18 protein-coding genes and 1 pseudogene are annotated in these 21,675 nt (G+C 70.2%); 5 read left to right on the forward strand and 14 right to left on the reverse strand.

Features of this window, described 5'->3' with window-relative positions:
* Window positions 1-33: 33 nt before the first annotated feature.
* Window positions 34-1,080, forward strand: a complete 1,047-nt coding sequence (locus QM711_RS11720) for a YihY/virulence factor BrkB family protein (protein ID WP_415099499.1) — start codon at window positions 34-36, stop codon at window positions 1,078-1,080.
* 5 nt (window positions 1,081-1,085) lie between these two features.
* Here the strand turns inward: QM711_RS11720 and QM711_RS11725 are convergent, their stop codons facing one another.
* Together QM711_RS11725 and QM711_RS11730 are read right to left on the reverse strand one after the other, a co-directional pair.
* Window positions 1,086-1,802 carry a TetR/AcrR family transcriptional regulator C-terminal domain-containing protein gene (locus tag QM711_RS11725; RefSeq protein WP_415099501.1) on the reverse strand — a complete coding sequence of 239 codons (717 nt, stop codon included), beginning with the start codon at window positions 1,800-1,802 and terminating at the stop codon, window positions 1,086-1,088.
* Between the two features lie 67 nt (window positions 1,803-1,869).
* Entirely contained in the window at window positions 1,870-2,310 is a 441-nt protein-coding gene (locus tag QM711_RS11730; RefSeq protein WP_415099503.1) for a hypothetical protein, read from the reverse strand.
* An 81-nt stretch (window positions 2,311-2,391) separates the two neighbouring features.
* Here QM711_RS11730 and QM711_RS11735 point away from each other — a divergent pair, with 81 nt between their 5' ends.
* Window positions 2,392-3,183, forward strand: coding sequence for a purine-nucleoside phosphorylase (locus QM711_RS11735; RefSeq protein ID WP_415099505.1), 792 nt, complete (start codon window positions 2,392-2,394; stop codon window positions 3,181-3,183).
* A gap of 172 nt (window positions 3,184-3,355) precedes the next feature.
* Here QM711_RS11735 and metG read toward each other — a convergent pair whose 3' ends face one another.
* Window positions 3,356-5,143 (reverse strand): methionine--tRNA ligase, encoded by a 1,788-nt coding sequence (metG, locus tag QM711_RS11740; protein ID WP_415099507.1) that lies wholly within the window; start codon window positions 5,141-5,143, stop codon window positions 3,356-3,358.
* 151 nt (window positions 5,144-5,294) lie between these two features.
* Between metG and QM711_RS11745 the strand changes: the two genes are divergently transcribed.
* Complete coding sequence (locus tag QM711_RS11745; RefSeq protein ID WP_415099509.1) at window positions 5,295-6,515, forward strand: inorganic phosphate transporter; 1,221 nt, start codon at window positions 5,295-5,297, stop codon at window positions 6,513-6,515.
* Window positions 6,515-6,796 (forward strand): hypothetical protein, encoded by a 282-nt coding sequence (locus QM711_RS11750; protein ID WP_415099511.1) that lies wholly within the window; start codon window positions 6,515-6,517, stop codon window positions 6,794-6,796. Before QM711_RS11745 ends, QM711_RS11750 begins: the two co-directional genes overlap by 1 nt.
* A gap of 98 nt (window positions 6,797-6,894) precedes the next feature.
* On the opposite strand, the gene QM711_RS11755 is transcribed toward QM711_RS11750, so the two are convergent.
* Window positions 6,895-7,545 carry a YczE/YyaS/YitT family protein gene (locus QM711_RS11755; RefSeq protein WP_415099513.1) on the reverse strand — a complete coding sequence of 217 codons (651 nt, stop codon included), beginning with the start codon at window positions 7,543-7,545 and terminating at the stop codon, window positions 6,895-6,897.
* Window positions 7,546-7,606: 61 nt separating this feature from the next.
* Here QM711_RS11755 and QM711_RS11760 point away from each other — a divergent pair, with 61 nt between their 5' ends.
* On the forward strand, window positions 7,607-9,034 hold the full coding sequence (locus QM711_RS11760; RefSeq protein WP_415099515.1) for a PLP-dependent aminotransferase family protein: 1,428 nt from the start codon (window positions 7,607-7,609) through the stop codon (window positions 9,032-9,034).
* Between the two features lie 49 nt (window positions 9,035-9,083).
* Here QM711_RS11760 and QM711_RS11765 read toward each other — a convergent pair whose 3' ends face one another.
* The 10 genes and pseudogenes from QM711_RS11765 to QM711_RS11810 form a co-directional block, all read right to left on the reverse strand.
* Window positions 9,084-10,082 (reverse strand): phosphotransferase enzyme family protein, encoded by a 999-nt coding sequence (locus tag QM711_RS11765; RefSeq protein WP_415099517.1) that lies wholly within the window; start codon window positions 10,080-10,082, stop codon window positions 9,084-9,086.
* A gap of 99 nt (window positions 10,083-10,181) precedes the next feature.
* On the reverse strand, window positions 10,182-10,313 hold the full coding sequence (locus QM711_RS11770; protein WP_415099519.1) for a hypothetical protein: 132 nt from the start codon (window positions 10,311-10,313) through the stop codon (window positions 10,182-10,184).
* Window positions 10,314-10,407: 94 nt separating this feature from the next.
* On the reverse strand, window positions 10,408-11,424 hold the full coding sequence (gene meaB / locus QM711_RS11775; RefSeq protein WP_415099521.1) for a methylmalonyl Co-A mutase-associated GTPase MeaB: 1,017 nt from the start codon (window positions 11,422-11,424) through the stop codon (window positions 10,408-10,410).
* 251 nt (window positions 11,425-11,675) lie between these two features.
* Window positions 11,676-13,865: a methylmalonyl-CoA mutase gene (gene scpA, locus QM711_RS11780; protein WP_415099523.1), complete on the reverse strand. Its 2,190-nt coding sequence runs from the start codon at window positions 13,863-13,865 to the stop codon at window positions 11,676-11,678.
* Entirely contained in the window at window positions 13,862-15,715 is a 1,854-nt protein-coding gene (gene mutA, locus QM711_RS11785) for a methylmalonyl-CoA mutase small subunit (RefSeq protein ID WP_415099525.1), read from the reverse strand. Before mutA ends, scpA begins: the two co-directional genes overlap by 4 nt.
* Before the next feature lie 128 nt (window positions 15,716-15,843).
* Window positions 15,844-17,073: a phosphotransferase gene (locus tag QM711_RS11790; protein ID WP_415099527.1), complete on the reverse strand. Its 1,230-nt coding sequence runs from the start codon at window positions 17,071-17,073 to the stop codon at window positions 15,844-15,846.
* Window positions 17,066-18,438: pseudogene (locus tag QM711_RS11795) on the reverse strand (hemolysin family protein). Before QM711_RS11795 ends, QM711_RS11790 begins: the two are co-directional and overlap by 8 nt.
* Window positions 18,439-18,500: 62 nt before the next feature.
* Window positions 18,501-19,274: a dihydrofolate reductase family protein gene (locus QM711_RS11800; RefSeq protein WP_415099529.1), complete on the reverse strand. Its 774-nt coding sequence runs from the start codon at window positions 19,272-19,274 to the stop codon at window positions 18,501-18,503.
* A gap of 55 nt (window positions 19,275-19,329) precedes the next feature.
* On the reverse strand, window positions 19,330-20,370 hold the full coding sequence (locus QM711_RS11805) for a glycosyltransferase family 2 protein (RefSeq protein ID WP_415099531.1): 1,041 nt from the start codon (window positions 20,368-20,370) through the stop codon (window positions 19,330-19,332).
* Window positions 20,371-20,391: 21 nt separating this feature from the next.
* On the reverse strand, window positions 20,392-21,576 hold the full coding sequence (locus QM711_RS11810; RefSeq protein ID WP_415099533.1) for an AAA family ATPase: 1,185 nt from the start codon (window positions 21,574-21,576) through the stop codon (window positions 20,392-20,394).
* Window positions 21,577-21,675: the final 99 nt, after the last annotated feature.

The raw sequence follows: 21,675 nt of genomic DNA on the forward strand, positions 1-21,675 counted from the left end.
GAGCATCGGCACGATCACACCGAGGAACCGATCATGAATGCTTCACGACCCGACCGAGGTGCCGAGCAGCGCACCGCTGACTCTGCGGAGTCCCGCCCGGGGGGCGCAGAGCCGTCCCCGTCGGACTCCGGCGGCGTCCCGGGCGGTGACGCCGACCAGCCCCAACAGATTCCCTGGAAGGGCTGGGTCCAGATCGCCAAACGCGGCTGGGCCGAGGCGAAGGCGGACCAGGTTCCGCTGCTCGGGGCGGGGGTGGCCTTCTACGCCTTCCTGGCGTTGTTCCCCGGCATCATCGCCCTGGTCACCCTGTACGGCTTGTTCGCCGACCCGCAGGTGATCGCCGACCAGGTGAACTCGCTCGCGGCGATCCCCGAGGAGGTGCGCCGGCTGATCGTCGACCAGGTGAACGGGCGCAACACCGCCGCCTTGGGCTGGAGTGCGGTCGTCTCCATCCTGATCGCCCTGTTCAGCGCGTCGGGCGGGGTGAACAACCTGATGACAGCGGTGAACGTGGCCTATGACGAAGAGGACCGGCGCAGCCCGATCCGCAAGCGGCTGATCGCGCTGGGCATCACCGTGGGCGCAATCGTCTTCCTGGCGGTGATGCTGGGCCTGGTGGCCGTGGTGCCGACGCTGCTGAGCGCGCTGCTCGGTGACAACCCGCTGGTGGCGGTGCTGCTGCAGATCCTGCGCTGGGTGGTGCTGATCGCCCTGATCATGGTGGCGCTCGCGGTGCTCTACCGGGTGGCGCCCGACCGCGACGCCCCCAAGCTGCGCTGGGTGTCGGTCGGCGCCGTCGCCGCCACCCTGCTCTGGCTGCTGGCATCGGTCGGCTTCTCGGTCTACGTGTCGACGTTCGGCAACTACGCCAAGACCTACGGCGTTCTCGCCGGCATCGTGGTGCTGCTGCTCTGGCTGTGGATCACCTCCTATGCCGTCCTGCTGGGAGCCGAGATCAACGCCGAGGCCGAGCAGCAGACGGCGTCCGACACCACCCGCGGCCCGGCCAAGCCGATGGGCGAACGGGACGCCGTCAAGGCCGACTCGGGACCGGGCGACCGGCCGCACCGAGACGACTGAGCCGGCTATTGCGCGATCGACAACTCGATCCGGTCGAGCAGGGTCTCCAGCGAGATCTCGAACTCCTCTTCCCCGTGGTCCTCGCTGAGCTTCGGCCGCAGCCTGAGCACCTCGCTGTCGGCGGCCAGTTCGACCTGCTCGTCCCGGTTCGGGATGTCCGCCCCGCCCTCGTCCAGCGGCTCCTCCACCGGCGAGGTCTCGGCGCCGTGCAGGGTCGCCTCGAGCAGCAGATGGCCGAGCAGGAAGCTGCTGAACGAGCGGTAGACACTCACCGTCTGGTCGTCGCTGAAGCCGAAGTCGCGCAGGGTGCGCAGGAAATGCTCGACCACCTCCAGGCTGCGTAACGGGGGCCGGAGCCAGGGAGCGGCTGGGTGCCGGGTCGCCACCAGCGGGAAGACCCGCGGGTGCTGCAGGGCCAGTTCGCGCATGGTGTGGGCCAGGTTCTGCAGGTATCCCTGCCAGCTGCTGGAGAGCTGCTCGTCCAGTCCTTCGGTGATGCCGTCCAGCAGATGGGCCACCACCGCTTCGAGCACATCCTCCCGGCCGGTGACATAGCGGTACAGCGACATAGCCTCGACGCCGAGCTCCTGGCCCAGTCCGCGCATGGTGAGACCTTGGGCTCCATGCCGGTCGATCGCCCGCAGGGCCCCCCGGACGACCACCTCGCGATCGAGCCCTCGGCCCACATTCCGCGGCCCGGTGGCTTCCCTGTCCGTACCCATGAGGCCAAGTGTCGGCCTTGATGCCCTCGGACGGCTACCGATGCCGGTGCCTTTGAGCCGACTGGGGTCAGCCGCAGTGCACCTTGTTGACGGCCCGGCGGTACGAGATGCCGCCGTTCATCACCTCGGCATAGAACGAGATGCACCTGCCGTTGGTCTTGGTGAGCTTGACCGGGCCGGCATAGGTGTAGAAGCGACCGGTGTCGGTGCGAGCCTTGCCGCCGGGCTTGGCGAACGCCAGGCTCACCGTCATCCGGTGCTTGCCGGGCGCGTCGTCATAGACCAGCACGCAGTTGGTGCCGCCGCTGGCCGAGGAGTACCAGACCTCGATGTGCCCGTGCCGGAAGTGGTCGGCCACCTCGCCGCCGGCGTACAGCTGGTACTTGCCCACCCGGGTGCCGGGACACGGCGAGGCCGCCTGGGCCTCGGGCGCGACGGCGACCAGCGCACTGCCGGCGCAGAGCAGGGCGAGCCCGGTGGCGACCAGGCGGGAGCGGATCGACTTCATTGGACGTCCTTCCAATCGATGGCGCAGACAACGTAACCCAGCCGGCACCGCGACACCGGCAGCGACCCGTATCGTCGCGGCATGGACGACCCTTATCGTGCCGCCGCCCTGGCCGCGGCCGCGCTGCGCCGGCGTTTCGGCATCGACCGGATCGAGCTGGCACTGGTGCTCGGCTCCGGCTGGGCGCAGGCCGCCGAGGGCCTCGGCACGCTGGTGGACGAATGTCCGCTGGCGGAGTTGCCGGGTTTCGCGGCGCCGGTGGTCACCGGGCACGGCGGCGCGCTGCGACTGATCCTCACGGCGTCCGGCTCGCTGGCCGCGGTCTTCACCGGCCGTACCCACCTCTACGAAGGACGCGGCGTCGCCCCGGTCGTCCATGGCGTCCGGACGGCGGCAGCGGCCGGGGCGTCCAGGGTGGTGCTCACCAACGGTTGCGGTGGCATCGACCACCCGCCCGGGGCGCCGGTGCTGATCGCCGACCAGATCAACCTGACCGGAGCGACGCCGCTGGCCGGAGCCCGGTTCATCGACATGACCGAGGTGTACAGCCCGCGGCTGCGGGCGCTGGCCAGGGACGTCGACCCGAGCCTCGCGGAAGGCGTCTACTGCCAGTTCCACGGGCCTGCCTACGAGACGCCCGCGGAGGTGCGGATGGCGAAGGCGATCGGCGGCACCCTGGTCGGCATGTCCACCGCGCTCGAGGCGATCGCGGCCCGCGAGGCCGGCCTGGAGGTGCTGGGCATCTCACTGGTCACCAACGCCGCCGCCGGCATGACGTCCGAACCGCTGACCCATGCCGAGGTGATCGCGGCCGGACGTGCGGCGCAGCCCAGGCTGCGGACGCTGCTCGGCGGGCTGATCGAACGGCTGTGATCGGCTGGCTCCTCGGAGCCTGCGATCGGCTTGCCACGGTGATCGGTGGTGTCGACGTCAGGAACCCCTTCGGTGGGTGATCAGAGTCGACAACTGAACAAGTCCGCACTCACTGTGAATCTCGGCACCGAGTTCGGTGCCCAGATTCACAGTGTCTTGTCGAGTGCCGGGTTCAGCCGATCGGCGCCCACTCCGGACCGGTCTCGGCCAGCTTCGGGTCGAGCTTGGTGAAGATCGGGGACGGCTTGGCCAGCGGCGTCCCGACGGCGATCGGACGCGATTCCCAGCGGGCCTGCTGGTTGACGTAGTCGCCGCGCAGCACCGGGTAGGACGCCTCGGCGCCCGGCTCGGTCACCTCGGTCAGCTCGGGCTGAGCCGCCCAGACGCCCGCACCGCCGAGTGCCTCGAAGACCTTCTGCGCGGCATGCGGCAGCAGCGGGGTGAGCAGCGTGTTGCAGTCCTGGACCACCTGCAGCGCCACGTGCAGCACGGTGTCGCGCCGGGCCGGGTCGTCCTTCAGCTTCCACGGCTCCTGGTCCGAGATGTACTTGTTGGCCAGCCCGACCACCCGCATCGCCTCGGTGGTGGCCAGCTTGAATTTGCACCGGCCCCAGGCGTCGCCGACCACGGCGTAGGCGTCCTCGGCGGCCTGCAGTAGTGCCTCGTCGTCGGCGGTGAGCTCACCGGCGGCCGGGATGGAGCCGACGTTCTTGTGTGCCATCGAGATCGACCGGTTGACCAGGTTGCCCCACTCGTTGGCCAGTTCGAAGTTGATCCGCCGGACGAACTCCTCCCAGGTGAAATCGGTGTCCTGGTTCTCCGGGCCGTTGACCGCGATGAAGTAGCGCAGCGCGTCCGGGCCGAAATCGCGGAGGAAGTCGCGGACATAGATGACGTGCCCGCGCGAGGAGGCCAGCTTGGAGCCGGACATGGTCAGGAACTCCGACGACACGATCTCGGTGGGCAGGTCGAGCAGCCCGAACGCCGACGGCTCGCCGCCCTTATCGCCCTGGCCGTTGGCGCCGAGCAGGATGCCGGGCCAGATCACCGAATGGAAGGTGATGTTGTCCTTGCCCATGAAGTAGTACGAGCGGGCCTCGTCGTTGCTCCACCAGCGCGTCCAGGCATCCGGGTCACCGCTTCGCTTGGCCCACTCGATGGACGCCGACAGGTAGCCGATCACCGCGTCGAACCAGACGTAGATCCGCTTCATCGGGGCGTCCTCCCAGCCCTGAAGCGGGATCGGTACCCCCCAGTCCAGGTCGCGGGTGATCGCCCGCGGCCGCAGCTCGGCGAGCAGGTTCTCGCTGAACTTCAACACGTTCGGACGCCAGTCGGTCCGGGTCTCCAGCCACTCGCCGAGGGCGCCGGCCAGCGCCGGCAGGTCGAGGAAGAAGTGTTCGGTCTCGATGAATTGCGGGGTCTCGCCGTTGATCCGGGAGCGTGGGTCGATCAGGTCGATCGGGTCGAGCTGGCGTCCGCAGTTGTCGCACTGGTCGCCGCGGGCGCCGTCGAAACCGCAGTGCGGGCAGGTGCCCTCGATGTACCGGTCGGGCAGGGTCCGTCCGGTGGAGGGACTGATCGCGCCCAGCTCACGCTGCGCGGTCACGTACCCGTTGGCGTGCAATGCGCGGAACAATTCCTGCACGGTGGCGCGGTGATTGAGTGTGGTGGTCCGGGTGTAGAGGTCGTAACAGCAGCCGAGCCCGGCCAGGTCCTCGGCGATCACCCGGTGGTACTTGTCCGCGGTCTGCTGCGGGGTCAGCCCCTCCTTCTCGGCCTGCACCTGGATCGCGGTGCCGTGCTCATCGGTTCCCGAGACCATCAGCACGTCGTTGCCGGACATTCGCATGTAGCGCGAGAAGACGTCCGAGGGGACGCCGAAGCCGGAGACGTGGCCGATGTGCCGCGGACCGTTGGCATAAGGCCAAGCCACCGCGGTCAGGATGGGAGAAGTCATGATCGGCATCCTAAAGGCTCCCCGCCCGCCCCCTGCCCGCGCTCCCCCGCGGTGGCCGTCCGGGCTAGGTGAACCCAGGATTAACAAGGGGTTACAGTAGACTCTCAACCAACTGTTTCCGCGGTGACGAGAATGTCCCTACGATGAACACGTGTCCCCCGAGCTCATCCTCTTGGCGCTCGTCGTCGTCACGGCTCTGGCCTTCGACTTCACGAACGGATTTCACGACACGGCCAACGCAATGGCTGCGTCGATCGCCACAAAGGCGCTGACCCCGAAGACGGCCGTCGTGCTGTGTGCGGTGCTCAACCTGGTGGGCGCATTGTTGTCCGTCGAAGTGGCGCTCACCGTGACCAACGCGGTGATCAACCTGCAGAACGCGGACGGCACACCCCGCCCCGAACTGCTCGCCGACGGGGGCACCCGGCTGCTGCTGATCCTGCTCGCCGGACTGGCCGGGGCGATCATCTGGAACCTGGCCACCTGGCTGTGGGGACTGCCGTCCAGCTCCTCACACGCGCTGTTCGGCGGCCTGATCGGCGCCACCCTGGCCGGCCTCGGCTGGGGCGGCGTGAAGTGGGTCGGCGAGGGCAGCAAGCTCGACGGCGTGGTCGGCAAGGTGATCCTGCCCGGATTGATGTCACCGGCGATCGCCATGATCGTGGCGTTGGTGGGCACCAGCCTGGTGTTCAAGGTCGCCGCGCGGCTCACTGAGAAGTACCGCACCCAGGGCTTCCGCTGGGGACAGGTCGGCGCGGCGTCGTTGATGTCGCTGTCGCACGGCACCAACGACGCACAGAAGACGATGGGCGTGATCACCCTTGCCCTGATCGCTTCGGGCCAGTGGACCAACACCCACGAGGTGCCGCTGTGGGTGAAGCTGGCCTGCGCGATCACCATCGCGCTCGGCACCTATCTGGGCGGCTGGCGGATCATCCGCACCATGGGCAAGGGGCTGGTCGAGATCGAGCCGCCGCAGGGGATGAGCGCCGACATGTCGTCGGCGTCGGTGATCCTGGCCTCCAGCCAGCTGGGCTTCGCACTGTCCACCACCCATGTCGCAACCGGTTCGATCCTCGGCTCCGGGGTCGGACGGCCCGGCGCGCAGGTGCGCTGGGGCGTCGCCGGACGGATGGCGTCCGCCTGGCTCACCACGCTGCCGTCGGCGGCGGCGGTCGGCGCGGCGATGTTCCTGATCGGCAACGCCCTCGGCGCGGGTCTTGGCGCCAGCGTCGTCTTCCTGTTGCTCTGCGCTGCCGGCGGCTACATGTGGCTGCACTCGCGCAAGGAACCGATCGGCCACCACAACGTCAATGACGACTGGGCGCCGGCACCGAAGAACAAGCCCAACAAGGAAGAGGTGGGGGTCTGATGTGGCTCACCGCCCTCGATGACGGCTGGCGCGTCCTGGCCGCCGGGCTGCTGCTCGGCGCCGGCCTACCCATCCTGTTCGCGCTCGGCGTGAAGTCGATCGCCTGGGCCAATGGCGATCTGCCCGGCACCGGTCGCAACCCGTTCGGCCGGGTGGTCGCCGTCGCCCTGTTCACGATCGTGCTGCTGGCGATCGCCCTGGGCATCGGCTACATCGTCGCCCATGGCTTCGGCTACACGCTCACCTTCAACGGCGTCCTGCCCACCTTCGTCAAGCGCTGAGCGCCTCGGCCTCCGCACCCAAACCCCTCCCTAACTACCTGTGCCCTCCCACATGTGGGAGGGCACAGGTAGTTAGGGAGGGTTTTGCGGGACCGGGGTCAGTCGGCTTGCGATCGGCGGACCAGGGTCCACGGCAGGAAGAACTGGGTGAGCGGACCGACGGCGAGCGCGAACACCGCAGTGCCGATGCCGGCCGTGCCGCCCAGCGCCAGTCCGACGCAGAGCACCACCACCTCGATCAGGGTGCGGACCAGCCGCAGGCTGCGACCGGTGCGCCGGGCCAGCCCGGTCATCAGCCCGTCGCGCGGACCGCGTCCGAGCTGCGCGCCGATGTAGATCGCGCCGGCCAGCCCGTTCAGCACTACGCCGGCCAGCATCAGCGCGGCTCGGGGCAGCCAGCCGTCCACGACCGGAAGCCAGACCAGGGACGCGTCCACGGCCAGGCCGATGATGAAGGCATTGGCCAGGGTGCCGATCCCGGGCCGCTCCCCCACCGGTATCCAGAGCAGCAGCACCACGAAGCTCAAGGCGATGGTGATCTGACCGAAGCTCAGCGGGACCCAGCGGGTGACGCCGACGGTGAGGACGTCCCACGGCGCCACCCCGAGGTTGCCGCGGATCATCAGCGCGATCGAGAAGCCGAACAGCACCAGGCCGGCGAACAACTGCACCAACCGTCGGGGCAGGCGGCCGGAACGCAGCTGACGCACTGGGCCGAGATTCGAGATCTCGATCGGACGGGCACTCATGTGCACAACCATCCTCCGCAGTGGCCTTGTTTGAAAGAGCCAATCTTGAGAGAGTGGCCTGGTGAGTGGTTCCATCTCCCTCGGCCGGCTGGCCAATCTCGTGGGCGAGCTGCCCCCTCCGGCTTTCAGCGGACTGGCGTCGCGGCTCGCATCGCTGATCGCGGACGGCCTGCTTCCGCTCGGACGCCGGCTGCCGAGCGAGCGTGACCTGGCCGCCACCCTCGGACTCTCCCGGACCACGGTCACCCGGGCCTACGGGCTGCTGCGGGACGCCGGCTACGCGGCGGCGCGGCAGGGTGCGGGCACCTGGACGCAGGTCCCCGGCGGTTCGGCGCGAGGCCTCGATCGCGCCCTGCTGCCGCAGCCGGACCGCCCCGCCTCGACGGACCTCAGCTGTGCCGCGCCGGTGGCCGCCCCCGGGCTGGCCAGCGCGTACGCGTCCGCGGTCGCCGCATTGCCCGCCTACCTGACCGGCCATGGCTACTTTCCATTGGGTCTGCCCGAACTGCGCGAGGCGATCGCCGCTCGCTACCGGCGCCGCGGGCTGCCGACCTCCCCCGACCAGGTGCTGGTGACCTCGGGGGCGATCGCCGCGATTGCCGCCGCCGCTCAGGCCTTGATCGGGCCGGGCGATCGTGCCGTGGTCGAATCACCGGTGTACCCCAACGCGGTCACCTCGCTGCGGCGCGCCGGGGCGCGGGTGATGCCGGTCCCGGTCGACCCCAGTGGCTGGGACCTGGACGCTATCGAGGCGACCCTGCGGCAGGCTGCCCCCCGGGTGGCCTACCTGATCCCCGACTACCAGAACCCCACCGGCCTGCTGATGGACGACGCCGGACGCGCCCGGCTCGGCGCCGCGCTGTCCCGCGCCCACACCACCGCGATCGTCGACGAGAGCCATGCCGAGCTGCGACTCGACCAAGCCGCACCTCCGCGTCCGTTCGCGGCCCACTGTCCGTCGGCGGTGACCATCGGCGGCTCGTCCAAGGCGTTCTGGGGCGGCTTGCGGGTGGGCTGGCTACGGGTTCCGGACGGCCAGCAGGCCCGGTTCACCCAAGCGCGGCTCAGCATCGACCTGGGCGCGCCGATCCTGGAGCAACTGGTGCTGACCGACCTGCTGACCGGCCCGGACGCCGACGCGACCCAGCAGCGGGAGCGGCTCCGGGATCAGCGCGACGCTCTGGTCGCAGCCCTGCGGGAGCGGCTGCCGGACTGGCGGTTCGCCGTCCCGGCCGGCGGGTTGTCGCTGTGGTGCGAGCTCCCCCGCCCGGTCGCCGCCGCGTTGTCGATCGAGTGCGAACGCCGCGGCCTGGTGATCACCCCCGGATCGGTGTTCGCACCGGAGGGCGGGTTGGCCTCGTTCGTCCGACTGCCCTACACCCGGCCGGTCGCCGACCTGCTGGCCGCCGTAGAGGTCCTGGACGCCTCCTGGCACGCGCTGGACGACCGAGCCACGGCGTCCGATCCGGTGCGGATCCTGATCGCCTGAGCGACCGCGACGAAGGCCACCCGGCGCACGCTCGGCCGGGAGGTCGCGCTCACCCCGGGAGGTCGCGCCGGTACCGTCCGGTCTCCAGCCAGGCCCGCAGCCGGCGCACACTGGCGGCGGTGTAGGCGGGGATGATCGCCCGCAGGTCCGCGTTCTGCTGCTCGAGCAGGTCGTCGACCAGCAACAGATTGCGGCCCGCCACCATGCCCTCGAACACCTCGTCGTCGACCTCCGGCAGCGGCCGGACGGCGGCGTAGCCCTGCCGCAGGGCGTCCTCACCGACGGCGTCGTCGCGCAGGTAGTAGATGGAGATGGCCAGATCGAGCGCGGGCACGCCCAGCCCGGCGTCGTCGAAGTCGAAGACGCTGAGCCGTCCGCGGTGCCATTTCAGGTTGCCGCCGTGCAGATCGGCGTGCAGCGGGATCACCCCGCCGGCGGCGAACGCCCGGACCTGCAGTTCCTGCGCCCGCGCGTGGGCCTCGGTCAGGACGGCGCGGGCGCCGGCGTCCAGCATCGGGTGGTCGGCGAACCGGTTGGGCAGATCGGTCAGGACGTCGTCGAACAGCGGCAGTGCGCCGTCGGTGGGCGGCCGCCAGGTCGCCGCATGTTCGTGCAACAGCGCCATCGCCTCGCCGGTGGCCCGCAGCTGACGCGGACGCGGGCTGCGGCCCAGGTTGCGGCCGTCCAGCCAGGAGAACAGCACCACCGGCAGGGCGCGGCCGTGATCGGGGCTGTCGACCCGCGCCGACCAGGCGCCGTCGCGGGTGGGCTGCGGCGTCGGCACCAGAAGTCCGGTCTCGGTCGAGAGCGCCGCCAGCCAAGCGACCTCGGCCGTCAGATGCGCCTCGGTCTTGGTCGGGATCACGTTGACCCGCAGCGCGAACCGGCGGCCGTCGGCGGCGTCCACCCGGAAAGTCGTGTTGTAGCCGTGATGGAGCAGCCGCACGGCGGCGTCGTCGAGCCCCCAGGACGGCAACGCACGCCGGGCCAACGCCCGCAGTCGCGTCACCTGGGTGCGGGCGGTGACGTCCGCGAAGGGCTTGCGCATGACCGACACCGTAGTGGCCCGGGCGGCCTGGTGCGTGCGGGCATCCCCCACCTGGCTTGGGGGCTCACGCCATCTGCGGCCCTGCCGTCCGCGCAAGCTTCAGGACGGCTCGCGGGCGGCGAGCTGCCGGCGCAGGGCAGGGGTCAACCCGCCGACCGCTACCGGCCCGGCGGACGAAACTGTCGGCGTCACCACGACCCGCAGCCACCCGAGTCGCTTCTGCCCGTTCATCGCCACCTGGGTGCCGTCCCACACCGGTACCCGCAGCGCCGCGAGACCACGCCTGATCCGATTCCGGAGTCCGACTCCGGGTAGCCGGCGCGGATCAGTCTCCCGAGGCGTCCGGCCAGAGCGCTGGGACGTCCGCGACGAACCCTCGGACGAGCTTCTCCGCGCCCTCCAGCGCGGAGACTTCGTTGCGCGCGATTGCGGCCTCGATGCCGTCGCGCGAGGCGCGCACCCGCGGCGAGGCGCGGACGGCGTCCAGCACCTCACCCTCGACCAGCGACCACAGCCACTCGATCTGCTGGTGGGCTCGGCGCGGCTCCAGCCCACCGTTGGATTCCAGGTAGCCGCGGTGATCGAGCACCGCTTGCCACACCTCGTCCAGGCCCTTACCGGTGAGCGCCGAACTGGTCAGCACCGGTGGACGGCGGGCGTGCGGGTCAGAGCTGATCAGCTTCATCGCGATGGTCAGCTCGCGGGCGGTCACCCGGGCTTCGCCCTCGTGGTCGCCGTCGGCCTTGTTGACCGTGATCACGTCGGCCATCTCGAGGATGCCTCGCTTGATGCCCTGCAGCTGGTCACCGGCGCGGGCCAGCGCGATCAGCAGAAACGTGTCCACCATGCCGGCGACGGCCACCTCGGACTGGCCCACCCCGACGGTCTCCACCAGCACCACGTCGAAACCGGCGGCCTCCATCACGACCATCGACTCGCGGGTGGCCCGGGCCACGCCGCCCAAATGCCCCCCGGACGGCGACGGCCGCACATAGGCACTGTCGGACGCCGCGAGGGCGGCCATCCGCGTCCGATCACCAAGGATCGAGCCCCCGGTGCGCGATGAGGACGGATCGACCGCCAGCACCGCGACCTGATGCCCGGCCTCGATCAGCCGGACGCCGAGCGCGTCGATGAACGTCGACTTCCCCGCCCCCGGAACGCCGGTGATGCCGACCCGCACCGAGCGGCCGCTGTCTGAAGCCAGCAGGCGCAGCAGCTCCTTGGCCTTGTCCCGGTGGTCCGGACGCGACGACTCCAGCAAGGTGATCGCCCGGGCGATGTGCGGACGCGAGCCCTCCCGGACCCGCCCGGCCAGCTCGTCCGGACTCAACCTACGCATACAGCCACCCTCTCAAACCCCCGCACGTTCGGGGACGGTTCTTTTCGTTCGAACCCCGCACGTTCGGGGACGGTTCTTTCGGTCACCGGGCGACCAACGCACACTCGGGGACGGTTCTTTCGGTCACCAAAGTGACCAGAAGAACCGTCCCCAGTGACCAGGAGAACCGTCCCCGGTGACCAGGAGAACCGTCCCCAGTGACCAGAAGAACCGTCCCCAGTGACCAGGAGAACCGTCCCCTCGGTCCACGGTCAGCTCTCTTCGAGCCGATCGAGAAGCTTGTGCAGCAACTCGGTGGCGGCGGCCGGGATGACCGTGCCGGGCGGGTAGATCGCATCGGCACCGGCGGCCCGCAGTTCGTCGAAGTCCTGGGCCGGGATGACGCCGCCGACCACGATCATCATGTCGTCGCGGCCCAGGGCGTCCAGTTCGGCGCGCAGGGCGGGCACCAGGGTCAGGTGGCCGGCCGCCAGGGACGACACGCCGACCACGTGGACGTCGGCCTCGACCGCCTGCCGGGCGACCTCACCGGGGGTCTGGAACAGCGGGCCGACGTCGACGTCGAAGCCGAGGTCGGCGAACGCCGTCGAGATCACCTTCTGGCCACGGTCGTGCCCGTCCTGGCCCATCTTGGCGACCAGGATGCGCGGACGCCGTCCCTCGACCTTCTCGAAATCGGCGACCAGCTGCCTGGCCTCCTCCACACCGCGGGACTCGCCCGTCTCACTGCGGTACACGCCAGTGATGGTACGGATCTGCGCGGTGAACCGGCCGAACTGCGACTCCAGCGCGCTGGAGATCTCACCGACGGACGCCCGGGCACGGGCCGCGTCGATGCTCAGCTTGAGCAGGTTGCGGTCCGGATCGCTCGGATCGGGATTGACCGCCGCCCAGGTCAGCCGCTCCAGGGCCGCCTTCGCCGCTGCCGGATCCCGCTCGGCCCGCAGCCGTTCCAGCTTGGCGATCTGCTCGGCACGCACCTTGGCGTTGTCGATCTTCAGCACCTCGGGCGGCTCGTCGTTGTCGACCAGGTACTTGTTGACGCCGATCAGCGGCTGCCGTCCGGAATCGATCCGGGCCTGGGTGCGGGCCGCGGCCTCTTCGATGCGCATCTTGGGGATGCCGGCCTCGATCGCCTTGGCCATGCCTCCGGCGGCCTCGACCTCCTGGATGAGGCCCCAGGCCCGTCCGGCCAGCTCGTAGGTGAGCCGTTCCACGTAGGCCGAACCGGCCCACGGATCGACGACGCGGCAGGTGCCCGACTCCTGCTGGATGAACAGCTGGGTGTTGCGGGCGATCCGGGCCGAGAAGTCGGTCGGCAGCGCGATCGCCTCATCGAGCGCGTTGGTGTGCAACGACTGGGTGTGCCCCTGGGTGGCGGCCATCGCCTCCAGGCAGGTGCGGCCGACATTGTTGAACACATCCTGGGCGGTCAGCGACCAGCCGGACGTCTGCGAATGCGTCCGCAGCGACATCGACTTGGGATTCTTCGGGCCGAAATCGCGGACCAGCCGCGCCCACAACAGCCGGGCGGCGCGGAATTTGGCGACCTCCATGAAGAAGTTCATCCCCACCGCCCAGAAGAACGACAGCCGCGGCGCGAACTGGTCGACCTTCAGGCCCACCGATTCGCCGGCCCGGATGTACTCGACGCCATCGGCCAGCGTGTACGCCATTTCGATATCGGCGGTCGCACCGGCTTCTTGCATGTGATAGCCGGAGATCGAGATTGAGTTGAACTTCGGCATATTGGCGCTGGTGTAGGCGAAGATGTCGGAGATGACCCGCATGGACGGCGCCGGCGGGTAGATGTAGGTATTGCGGACCATGAATTCCTTCAGAATGTCATTCTGAATGGTCCCGGCCAGCTGCGCCGGCTGGACGCCCTGCTCTTCGGCGGCCACCACGTACAGCGCCAGCACGGGCAGCACCGCACCGTTCATCGTCATCGACACGCTCATCTGGTCGAGCGGGATGCCGTCGAACAGCTGGCGCATGTCCAGAATCGAATCGACCGCGACCCCCGCCATACCCACGTCACCGGTGACCCGCGGATGGTCGGAGTCGTACCCACGGTGGGTGGCCAGGTCGAACGCGATGGACAGCCCCTTCTGCCCGGCCGCCAGATTGCGCCGGTAGAACGCGTTGGATTCCGCCGCGGTGGAGAAGCCGGCGTATTGCCGGATCGTCCACGGTTGATTCACGTACATGGTCGCGTACGGTCCGCGCAAGAACGGCGGAATGCCCGGATACGTGCGTAGGAAATCAAGGCCGTCGAGCGCGTCCGAGCCGTAGACGGGCGGCACCAGAATGTGCTCGGGCGTCTGCCAGCCCTTGCTGTACGAAGGCACCTGGTCGATCAGGTCCTCCCACTGCTGCGCGGAATCCGCCGGCGGCGCAGTGTCACCCAACTCGATCGTGTCAAAACGCGGAATGCTCACCGCTCCACTCCCAACTCGTCCAGCGTGCCGGCCAGGAAGCCGGCCACGTCCATGCCGTCGAAGATCTCACCGTCGATGACCCCGGCGGCATTGTCGGCACCGGTTTCGGTGCGGCGTCCGGCGATCAGCACCGTGGCCACTCCCGCTTCCTTCAGTGCGGACGCCACCTCGAGCGCCTGCGCGGCGTACACCTTCGCCGACGAGCACAGGATCACGATGCGTGCGCCCGCGGCGGCCACCTGGCTGACGATCTCGGACGCCGTCCCGCCCTCGCTGGACGGGTGGCCGATTCCGGCGACCTGCAGCACGTTGGCGGTGAACTGCTCGCGGGGCCCGAAGTCGCGCCGGGCGCCCAGGCAGGCGAGGAACACCACCGGGGCCGGGTCCGCCGCTGCCACCCGGTCGCGCAGCTTCTCGAACATCTCGCTGTCGCGGTGCGGGACCAGCCCGCCCAGCAGCGGACGCTCCGGCCGCGGCCGCACCTCCAGCGGGGTCTCGTTCACGGCAGGGAACATCGACACCCCGGTGACAGGCTGCCGCCGGTTGGAGAGCCGGACGCCTCGGGCGGCGACGGTGGCGTCGATCCACTCGGCCACCCGGCCGTCGGCGAGTGCCGCGGCCATCCCGCCGGCGGCTTCGATCTCGCCGAACCGCGCCCAGGCGCGTCCGGCCAGTTGATCGGTGAGGTCCTCGACGTACCAGGAGCCGCCGGCCGGGTCGGCGACCCGGCCCAGGTTGGACTCCTCGGCGGCCAGCAGCTGAATGTTCCGCGCCATCCGCCGGGAGAAGTCCGTCGGCAGGCCCCACGCCGTGTCATGCGGCAGCACGGTGATCGACTCCGCACCGCCGACCGAGGCCGCGAAGGTCGCGATCGTTCCGCGCAGCAGGTTGACCCAGGGGTCGTCACGGGTGACCATCCGCCACGAGGTGACCGCGAGCTGGACGGCGCCGCGCGCGTCCGCCGGGACGCCGCTCACCTCGCCCACCCGTGCCCACAGCCGGCGCAGCGCGCGCAGCCGGGCGATGGTCATGAACTGATCGGCGTTGGCCGGCACCCGGAAGGCGATCTGGCCGAAGGCGTCCGCGGCGGCGATGCCGGAGGCTTCCAGGTCGCGCAGATGCTCGACCCCGGTGGCGATGGCAAAGGCCAGGACGTCGACGTCCCCTGCTCCCGCGTCGTCGTAGACCAGCGAGTCCACCGCGATCGCCCGGGCCTTCGGGAACTCGGCGAGGGCGGTCGCGACCCACTCGCGCTGCGGTCCGAACTCGGGCGCCGCACCGGTCAGCGCGGCATGGCCGAGCGCGTCCAGGCCGAGGCTTCCGCCGACCTCGGCAGCCCTGCCGCTGGCCCGCCAGAAGTCCGCGAGCGCCGACGCGGCAGCAGCCTGGTCGGTGCGGCTGCTGACCCGCAGCCGGGCAAGCTCGGGCAGCACCCCGGTCAGCACGGCCGCGACGTCGCGGGGTGCGATGGCGTCGGGGTCGACCCGGAGCCACAGCGAGGTGGCCCCCCGGGTCAGGTCGCCCAGGACGGCTGCGTTGCTGTAGGCGACGTCCGGGTCCTCGTGCAGCTGGGTGATGTCCCAGGCGTGAATGGTGCCGGTGCGCAGGCTGGTCCCGCGGGTGAACGGGGTCACCCCGGGGTGCCCCAGGTCGCGGTCCGTCTGCAGGTAGAGCGGGTCGATGACGAGGCCGTCCACGGTCGTCGTGGTGAGCCGCTTCATGGCTTGCTCGATGGAGAGTTCCTTGCCCTCGGGACGGCGCCGGTTGAGCACCCGGAGGACTTCGGTTTCCCAGTCCTGGCGGCTCGGCGCAGCGAAATCGCCGGCCAGGGCTAACGGGGATTCGGTCATACTACGGAGCGTAGTACTCGTTGCTCGACGACGTCGCCGGTCCGGCAGGAAGAGTTGGCAGATGAGCACCCCGGTCTCGCGATGCGAAACGTGAGGTGCGCCGCCGGACGTGGGTCGAGCACCGGGCGTCAGCTCACTTGGCGGACCAGCGCCTCCGCGGAGGCGATCATCCGCAGCGTTTCCCATTCCCAATCCGGCTCCTGGCCGCGGAACGGGCCGGTGGCCAGCGAGATGATCACCGCCGCCGCCCGCAACCGCAGCTCGGTCGGGTCGACCCGGGTGTCGAAGACCGGGACCCAGCTGCGGATCAGCCGATGCACCCGAGCCTCCTGGGCGGGACTCATCCGCTGAATCGTCGACAGGTGGGCGATCAGGCAGGCCAGGTCATCGGCGCGGCGTCCGGGACCGACCGTGTCCACGTCCAGGACGCCGACGATCCGGCCGTCTGCCACGTGCACCTGGCCCTCGTGGAAGTCGCCGTGGGTCGGCTCATTGCCCAGCGGGACGGGGCCGAGCCCCCCGGTGATCTGCGTGGTCAGCCAGGCGAGCTTCGGCCCCGCCGACGGCACCGCGGCGGTCACCATCTGGGCGTAGTGCTCCACGGCGTCCGACCAGGGCGGCCGGCGCTCCAGCTGCGCGACACTCATCGGCATCGCGTCCAGCAGCTGGATGAGTTGCTCGGCGGTGCACGGGTCGTCGGAATCGAAGATCGCCTGCGCCAGCGGCCGGCCCGGCACATTGCGCAGCACCATGAGCGCATCGGGCGTAGTCGCAGCCACCTCGGGGGCGGGGACGCCAGCGGCCAGCAGCACCTCGTGGCGCCGCACCACATCGCCGAAGACCCGCTCGCGCAGCACCTTGCAGTACAGCGTCACCGCTGCGCCGGACGGCTCATCGACGTCCACCCGCAGCACCGCCCGCCGCCGGGGCCGGTAGCCGATCATCCGCAACCTGACCTCCGCGCCGGTGACCGGACGGCCCAGCACCGCGGCCTCGGTGAGCACCTCGGCCATCCGCTCGGTGTAGGCAGCGCGAGCCAGACCCGGCAGGTCGGGATCGTTGGGGTAGATCCACACCGCCACTTCGCGATCACCGTCGGCGAAGATCTCGGCCTTGCTGTCGGAGGGCACCGGACCGCCGGCCCGGGCGCTGACCCCGAGCAGTTCGTCCCGCTCGCCGTAGGGCCACCGCACCGATGCCGAGTAGGTCGCGGTCGTCGACTGCAGCGGGTTGGCGTCGACATGGTCGAGCGCCCAGTTGAGCAGCGTGCCGCCGGCGTGTGCGACCGCGGCCTCCAGCAACTCGCCGACCTCGGGTGAGGTCAGCAACCGAGAACCGTCCGGATCCTGCTCAGGCACTGCACACCTCCTCGTCCGGACGCGTCCGGGCCGCTAGTCAGCCACCGGCACCGTACCGAGTCGACGCAGCCGCAGTCGCGCGGCGCGGCGTCCATCGAGTTCGGAGACGGTGAACTCGAACCGCTCGGGACGATCCTCGTCGGCGGTCTCGACCGGCTCCAGCACCACTTCGATCGCCTCGCCGAGTTCGGGAAGGTGACCCAGATGCGCCATCACGAAGCCTGCCACCGTGTCGTAGGGGCCCTCGGGAAGCACGAAACCGTGGTCCTCGCCGAACTCCTCGAGAGTCTCCAGCCCGTCCACATCGGCGTCGCTCGGGGAGGCCGTCCGGCTGTCGGAAGGACCGTCGAACTCGTCGGAGATGTCACCGACCAGTTCTTCGACCAGGTCCTCCATGGTGACGATGCCGGCGGTGCCGCCGTACTCGTCGCGGACGATGATCAGGTGCGCGTTCGCCGCCCGCATCTCGGACAGTGCCCGGAGGATCTTCATCGTGTGCGGCAACGACACCACCGGCCGCACCAGTTGGCCGACCGGAGCGTTGCGGGCAGCCGGGTCGAGGTCGAACAGGTCCCGGACGTGGACGAAACCGAGCACGTCGTCGACGTCCTCGCCGATCACCGGGTACCGACTGTGCGGCTGCTCATGGAAACTGCGAATCGCCTTGTGGGCAGGCAGGTCGCCGGACAGGAAGTCGACCTCGGTGCGCGGCACCATCGCCTCCCGCAGGCTGACCTGGCCGGCCGCGAACACCTCGTCGACGATCTGGCGCTCCTCGTCGCCCAGCGTCGGCGACGAGGTCACCATGGCCCGCAGCTCCTCGTCGGTGACCTCTTCGCGGCCGGCCTTCGGATCGCCCCCGAGCACCCGGACCAGGCCGTTGGTGGAGACGCCGAGGAACCAGATCACCGGACGCGCCACGCTCGCGATCGCGTTGACCAGGGGCGCCAGGCCCATGGCGAAGGTCTCGGCGCTCTGCATCGCCAGCCGCTTGGCGGTGAGTTCGCCGATCACGATCGAGAAGTAGGAGATGACCGCCGTGATGGTGACCAGCGAGAGCGGGCCGGCAACACTCTCGTGGACGCCCCACCCGATCAGCACCTGCGACATCGGCTCTTCCAGGGTCGCGCCACCGAAGGCGGCGGACAGGAAGCCGGACAGGGTGACCCCGATCTGTACCGCGGACAGGAATCGGTTCGGATTGGCGGCCAGCGCCGCCACCGTGCGGCCACGCTGACCGCGGGTGGAGAGTTGTTTCACCTGGCTCTCGCGCAGCGAGACCAGCGCCATTTCTGCGGCGGCGAATACTCCGCCGATGATGATGAACAGGAAGATCAGCAGAATGTTGCTGATGATGGAATTCATCGTCTGCCCTCGATCACCGGCTCAGCCTATCGGTCCTCGTTTGGGGTGCCGGCCGAGCCCGCTCACCGGCCGGCCGCCGGCCCGCTCTTCGGGCCCACCTCGTTGAGCACCCGGTAGCGGGTGCGAACCAACCCGTCGGCTGTGGCGCCGCAATCGATCAACTCGAGCCGGATCGGCAGTTCGGCGGGACCGAGCGGATCGCCGTCCATCACCGACGGGGTGCCCACCCCACCGATCAGGCCGGGCAGCGTCACGATGTCGATCTCGTCCACCAGCCCCGCCCGCAGCAAGGCCGCGTTGAAGGTGCCCCCGGAGTCGGCGACCACGACCTCCGCGTGCAGTGCCGACGCGATCTTGGCCAGGCCCAGCGTCAGGTCCACCTGTTCGGCGCCCGCGGTCAGATGCCCGATTCCGCGGTCGTGGAGGAGTTGCAGGTAGCCCAGCGGCGTGGCCTCGCAGACCAGGACCACCAGCGCGGTGTGCTCGTCGCCGGCGAAGGTCCAGTCCACCCGTCCTCGGCTGTCGGCGACGACGAACCACGAGGGAGCGGTCCGCGGAATGCTGTCGGCGCGCAGCACATCCTCGGCGAGCACCGCCGGCGGCAGCGTCAGGGGCCGGCTGCCGGCTTCGACGAAGCTTCCGCTCCCCTCGATCGTGACCGTGGCACCGTGCTCCGCTCGCCGGGCGGCGAACAGCGCCTCGGTTCCCGGCGGCTTCATCACCGCCCACCGGACGGCCGTCTCCGGTTGGAGCAGCAGGGTGTTCCGGCTGAGAGCGATGCGTCCGTCGGCTGAGGCCGCCGTCGTGATGACCACCCGTGGCAGTGCTGAGCTCATGGCCCGACGCTAGCCGTCCCGGGTCGGTCGACGGCCTGGCGCACCGACCCTGAGGTCAGCGCCGGGTCAGCCGGGATTTGTCGACCGTCGCCGCAGCCCCGGTGACGATGCCGCGCAGGAAGCCCGCTCCCCAGGAGAGATGCATGATGCCCAGGACCGCGACATTCAGCAGCCATTCGGACGTCGAGTCGGCACCCAGCGACTTCTTCGCGACGGCCGCCAGACCCGCGGCATAGGCGATCGGAGCAGCATGGACGACAGTCGCCGCGGCCGCCGGACCTCCCCGCAGCGCACCTGCCGACTGCGCCACGGCCACCGTTGCTGACGCCGCCAGCCCGAGCACCACCACCGGCGGGGCGACGTACTTCCAGGGCGTCTTGCCGCCCTGGTCGCGGACCAGGTGTCCCCGCCATACCCCGGTGGCGAACATCTGCCGGCGCAGCGTGACCGGGGTGGCCCGCGGCCAGTAGGTGACGGCGACATCGGGGGTGTACCAGACCAGATGGCCGGCGGCGATGATCCTGGAGTTCAGTTCCCAGTCCTCTGCCCGGCGCAGGCTCTCGTCGTAGCCGCCAACCTCGTCGAGCACCTCCCGGCGGAATACGCCCAGGTACGCGCTGTCGGACGGCCCCGCCTTCGCCGCACCGTGGTACTGCCCGCCGCCCAGACCCCAGGGCGAGTTGTACGCACGGGCCACCGCCGACTGGAACGGGGTGCGGCCCTTGGCGTGCATCACTCCCCCGACGTTGACCGCGCCGTGCTCGTTGAGCAGATCAACCATGGTGCGGGTGTAGCCGGCGGGTAGCTCGGCATGGGCGTCGACGCGGACCACGATCGGGTGCCGGCTGGCCGCGATGGCCAGGTTGAGGCCAACTGGAATGTCGTTGCGCGGGTTGTCGACCAGGATGATCCGGCGGTCCGCGGCCGCCAGCTCGTGGGCGATCTCCGTGGTGCCGTCGCTGGACGCCCCGAGCGCCAGCACCAGTTCCGCCTCGGCCGGATACTCCTGGGACAGCACCGCGGCCACCGCGTCGGCCAGGTAGCGCTCCTCGTTCAGCACCGGCATCACGTAGGAAACCGCGGGGTACTCGCTCACCGGGCGAGGCTATCGTGCCGGTCATCGCCGTCCCCACTGCCACGTCGGACGGCTCAACAGTCCCTGCCCCTCGACCTCGGTCTCGCCGTACGGCTTGACGAGTTCGTGGTGCAGCGCGCCCGCGCCGGCCAAGTCGTCCACCAGGCCCCGGGCGTGGGTGACGACCACCACCTGACTGCGTTCGGCCGCGGTCACCATCAGCCGGTTCAGGGCGGGCAGCACCTCGGGGTGCAGCGAGGTCTCCGGCTCGTTGAGCACCATCAGGCCGGGCGGACGCGGACTGAACAGCGCGGCGGCGAGCAGCAGGAAGCGCAGCGTTCCGTCGGAGAGTTCCCGTCCGGTGAGCGGGCGCAGCATGCCGGGCTGCTGCAGTTCGACCTCGAAGCGTCCGCCGTAGTCGGCGACCGATACCTCGGTGCCGTCGAAGGCGTCGGCGACCGCGCGCCGAAACGGCTGCTCCCAAGCGGACTCCAGGATCGTGGCGACGGCGGGTGCCAGGTCGTGGCCGTCGGCGGCGAGCACTTCGGTGCGGGTGCCGACCTGCGGTTGCCGGGCCGGGGCGTCCGGATCGACCCGGAAGCTGTCGTAGAAGCGCCAGCCCCGCACCACATCACGAATGGCGGTCACCTCGGGCCGGTGCACCGGGTCGACCAGCTCGTCCAGCACGCTGGCCCACGGCGGCAGGCCGACCTCGATGTGGCCGCCGGCCCGGTTCGCGGCGCGTCCGGCGTCCTCGGCGACCCGGACGCCCCGCGCCGTCCGTTCCAGCAGGGTGGCCGCGGGACGCAGCACCGGACCGGCCCAGATGAGCTCGCGTTTGATGATCGGGTCGCGCCCGAAGATTGACGGGGGGTGCTCCGGCACCGGCAGCCCGACGTCGATCAGGTAGCCGAGGTCGTCGGCGGTGAAGCCGAGCTGCAGGCTGATCGGCGCCTTGCGCGAGCCGGTGCCCTGGACGGGTGCCTCGCCGCGCCGCATCGCGCCGGAGATCTGCTCCGGCCCGGCCCACAGCACCGACGACAGCCCGCCGGCGGCGGCGATCGAGCCGATCAGCCGTCCGGACGCCACGTCGGCCAGCAGGTGGAACGCCCGGTACAGGTTGGACTTGCCGACCCCATTGGCCCCGGTGACGACGGTCAGCCGCTGCAGCGGCAGCGCGATCTCGCGCAGCGATCGGTAACCGTGCACGGCCAGCGTGGTGATCATGACGCGAGCCTAAGAGCCGGCACCGACACTCCTGTCGGCGCGCGTCCGCGGCGGGTCTAGCCTTGCCGTCATGACTGCCGGGTCGGCCACCAGCCGCTG

Source organism: Micropruina sp. (genome assembly GCF_047602385.1).
In the GTDB taxonomy this organism is placed as follows: Bacteria; Actinomycetota; Actinomycetes; order Propionibacteriales; family Propionibacteriaceae; genus Micropruina.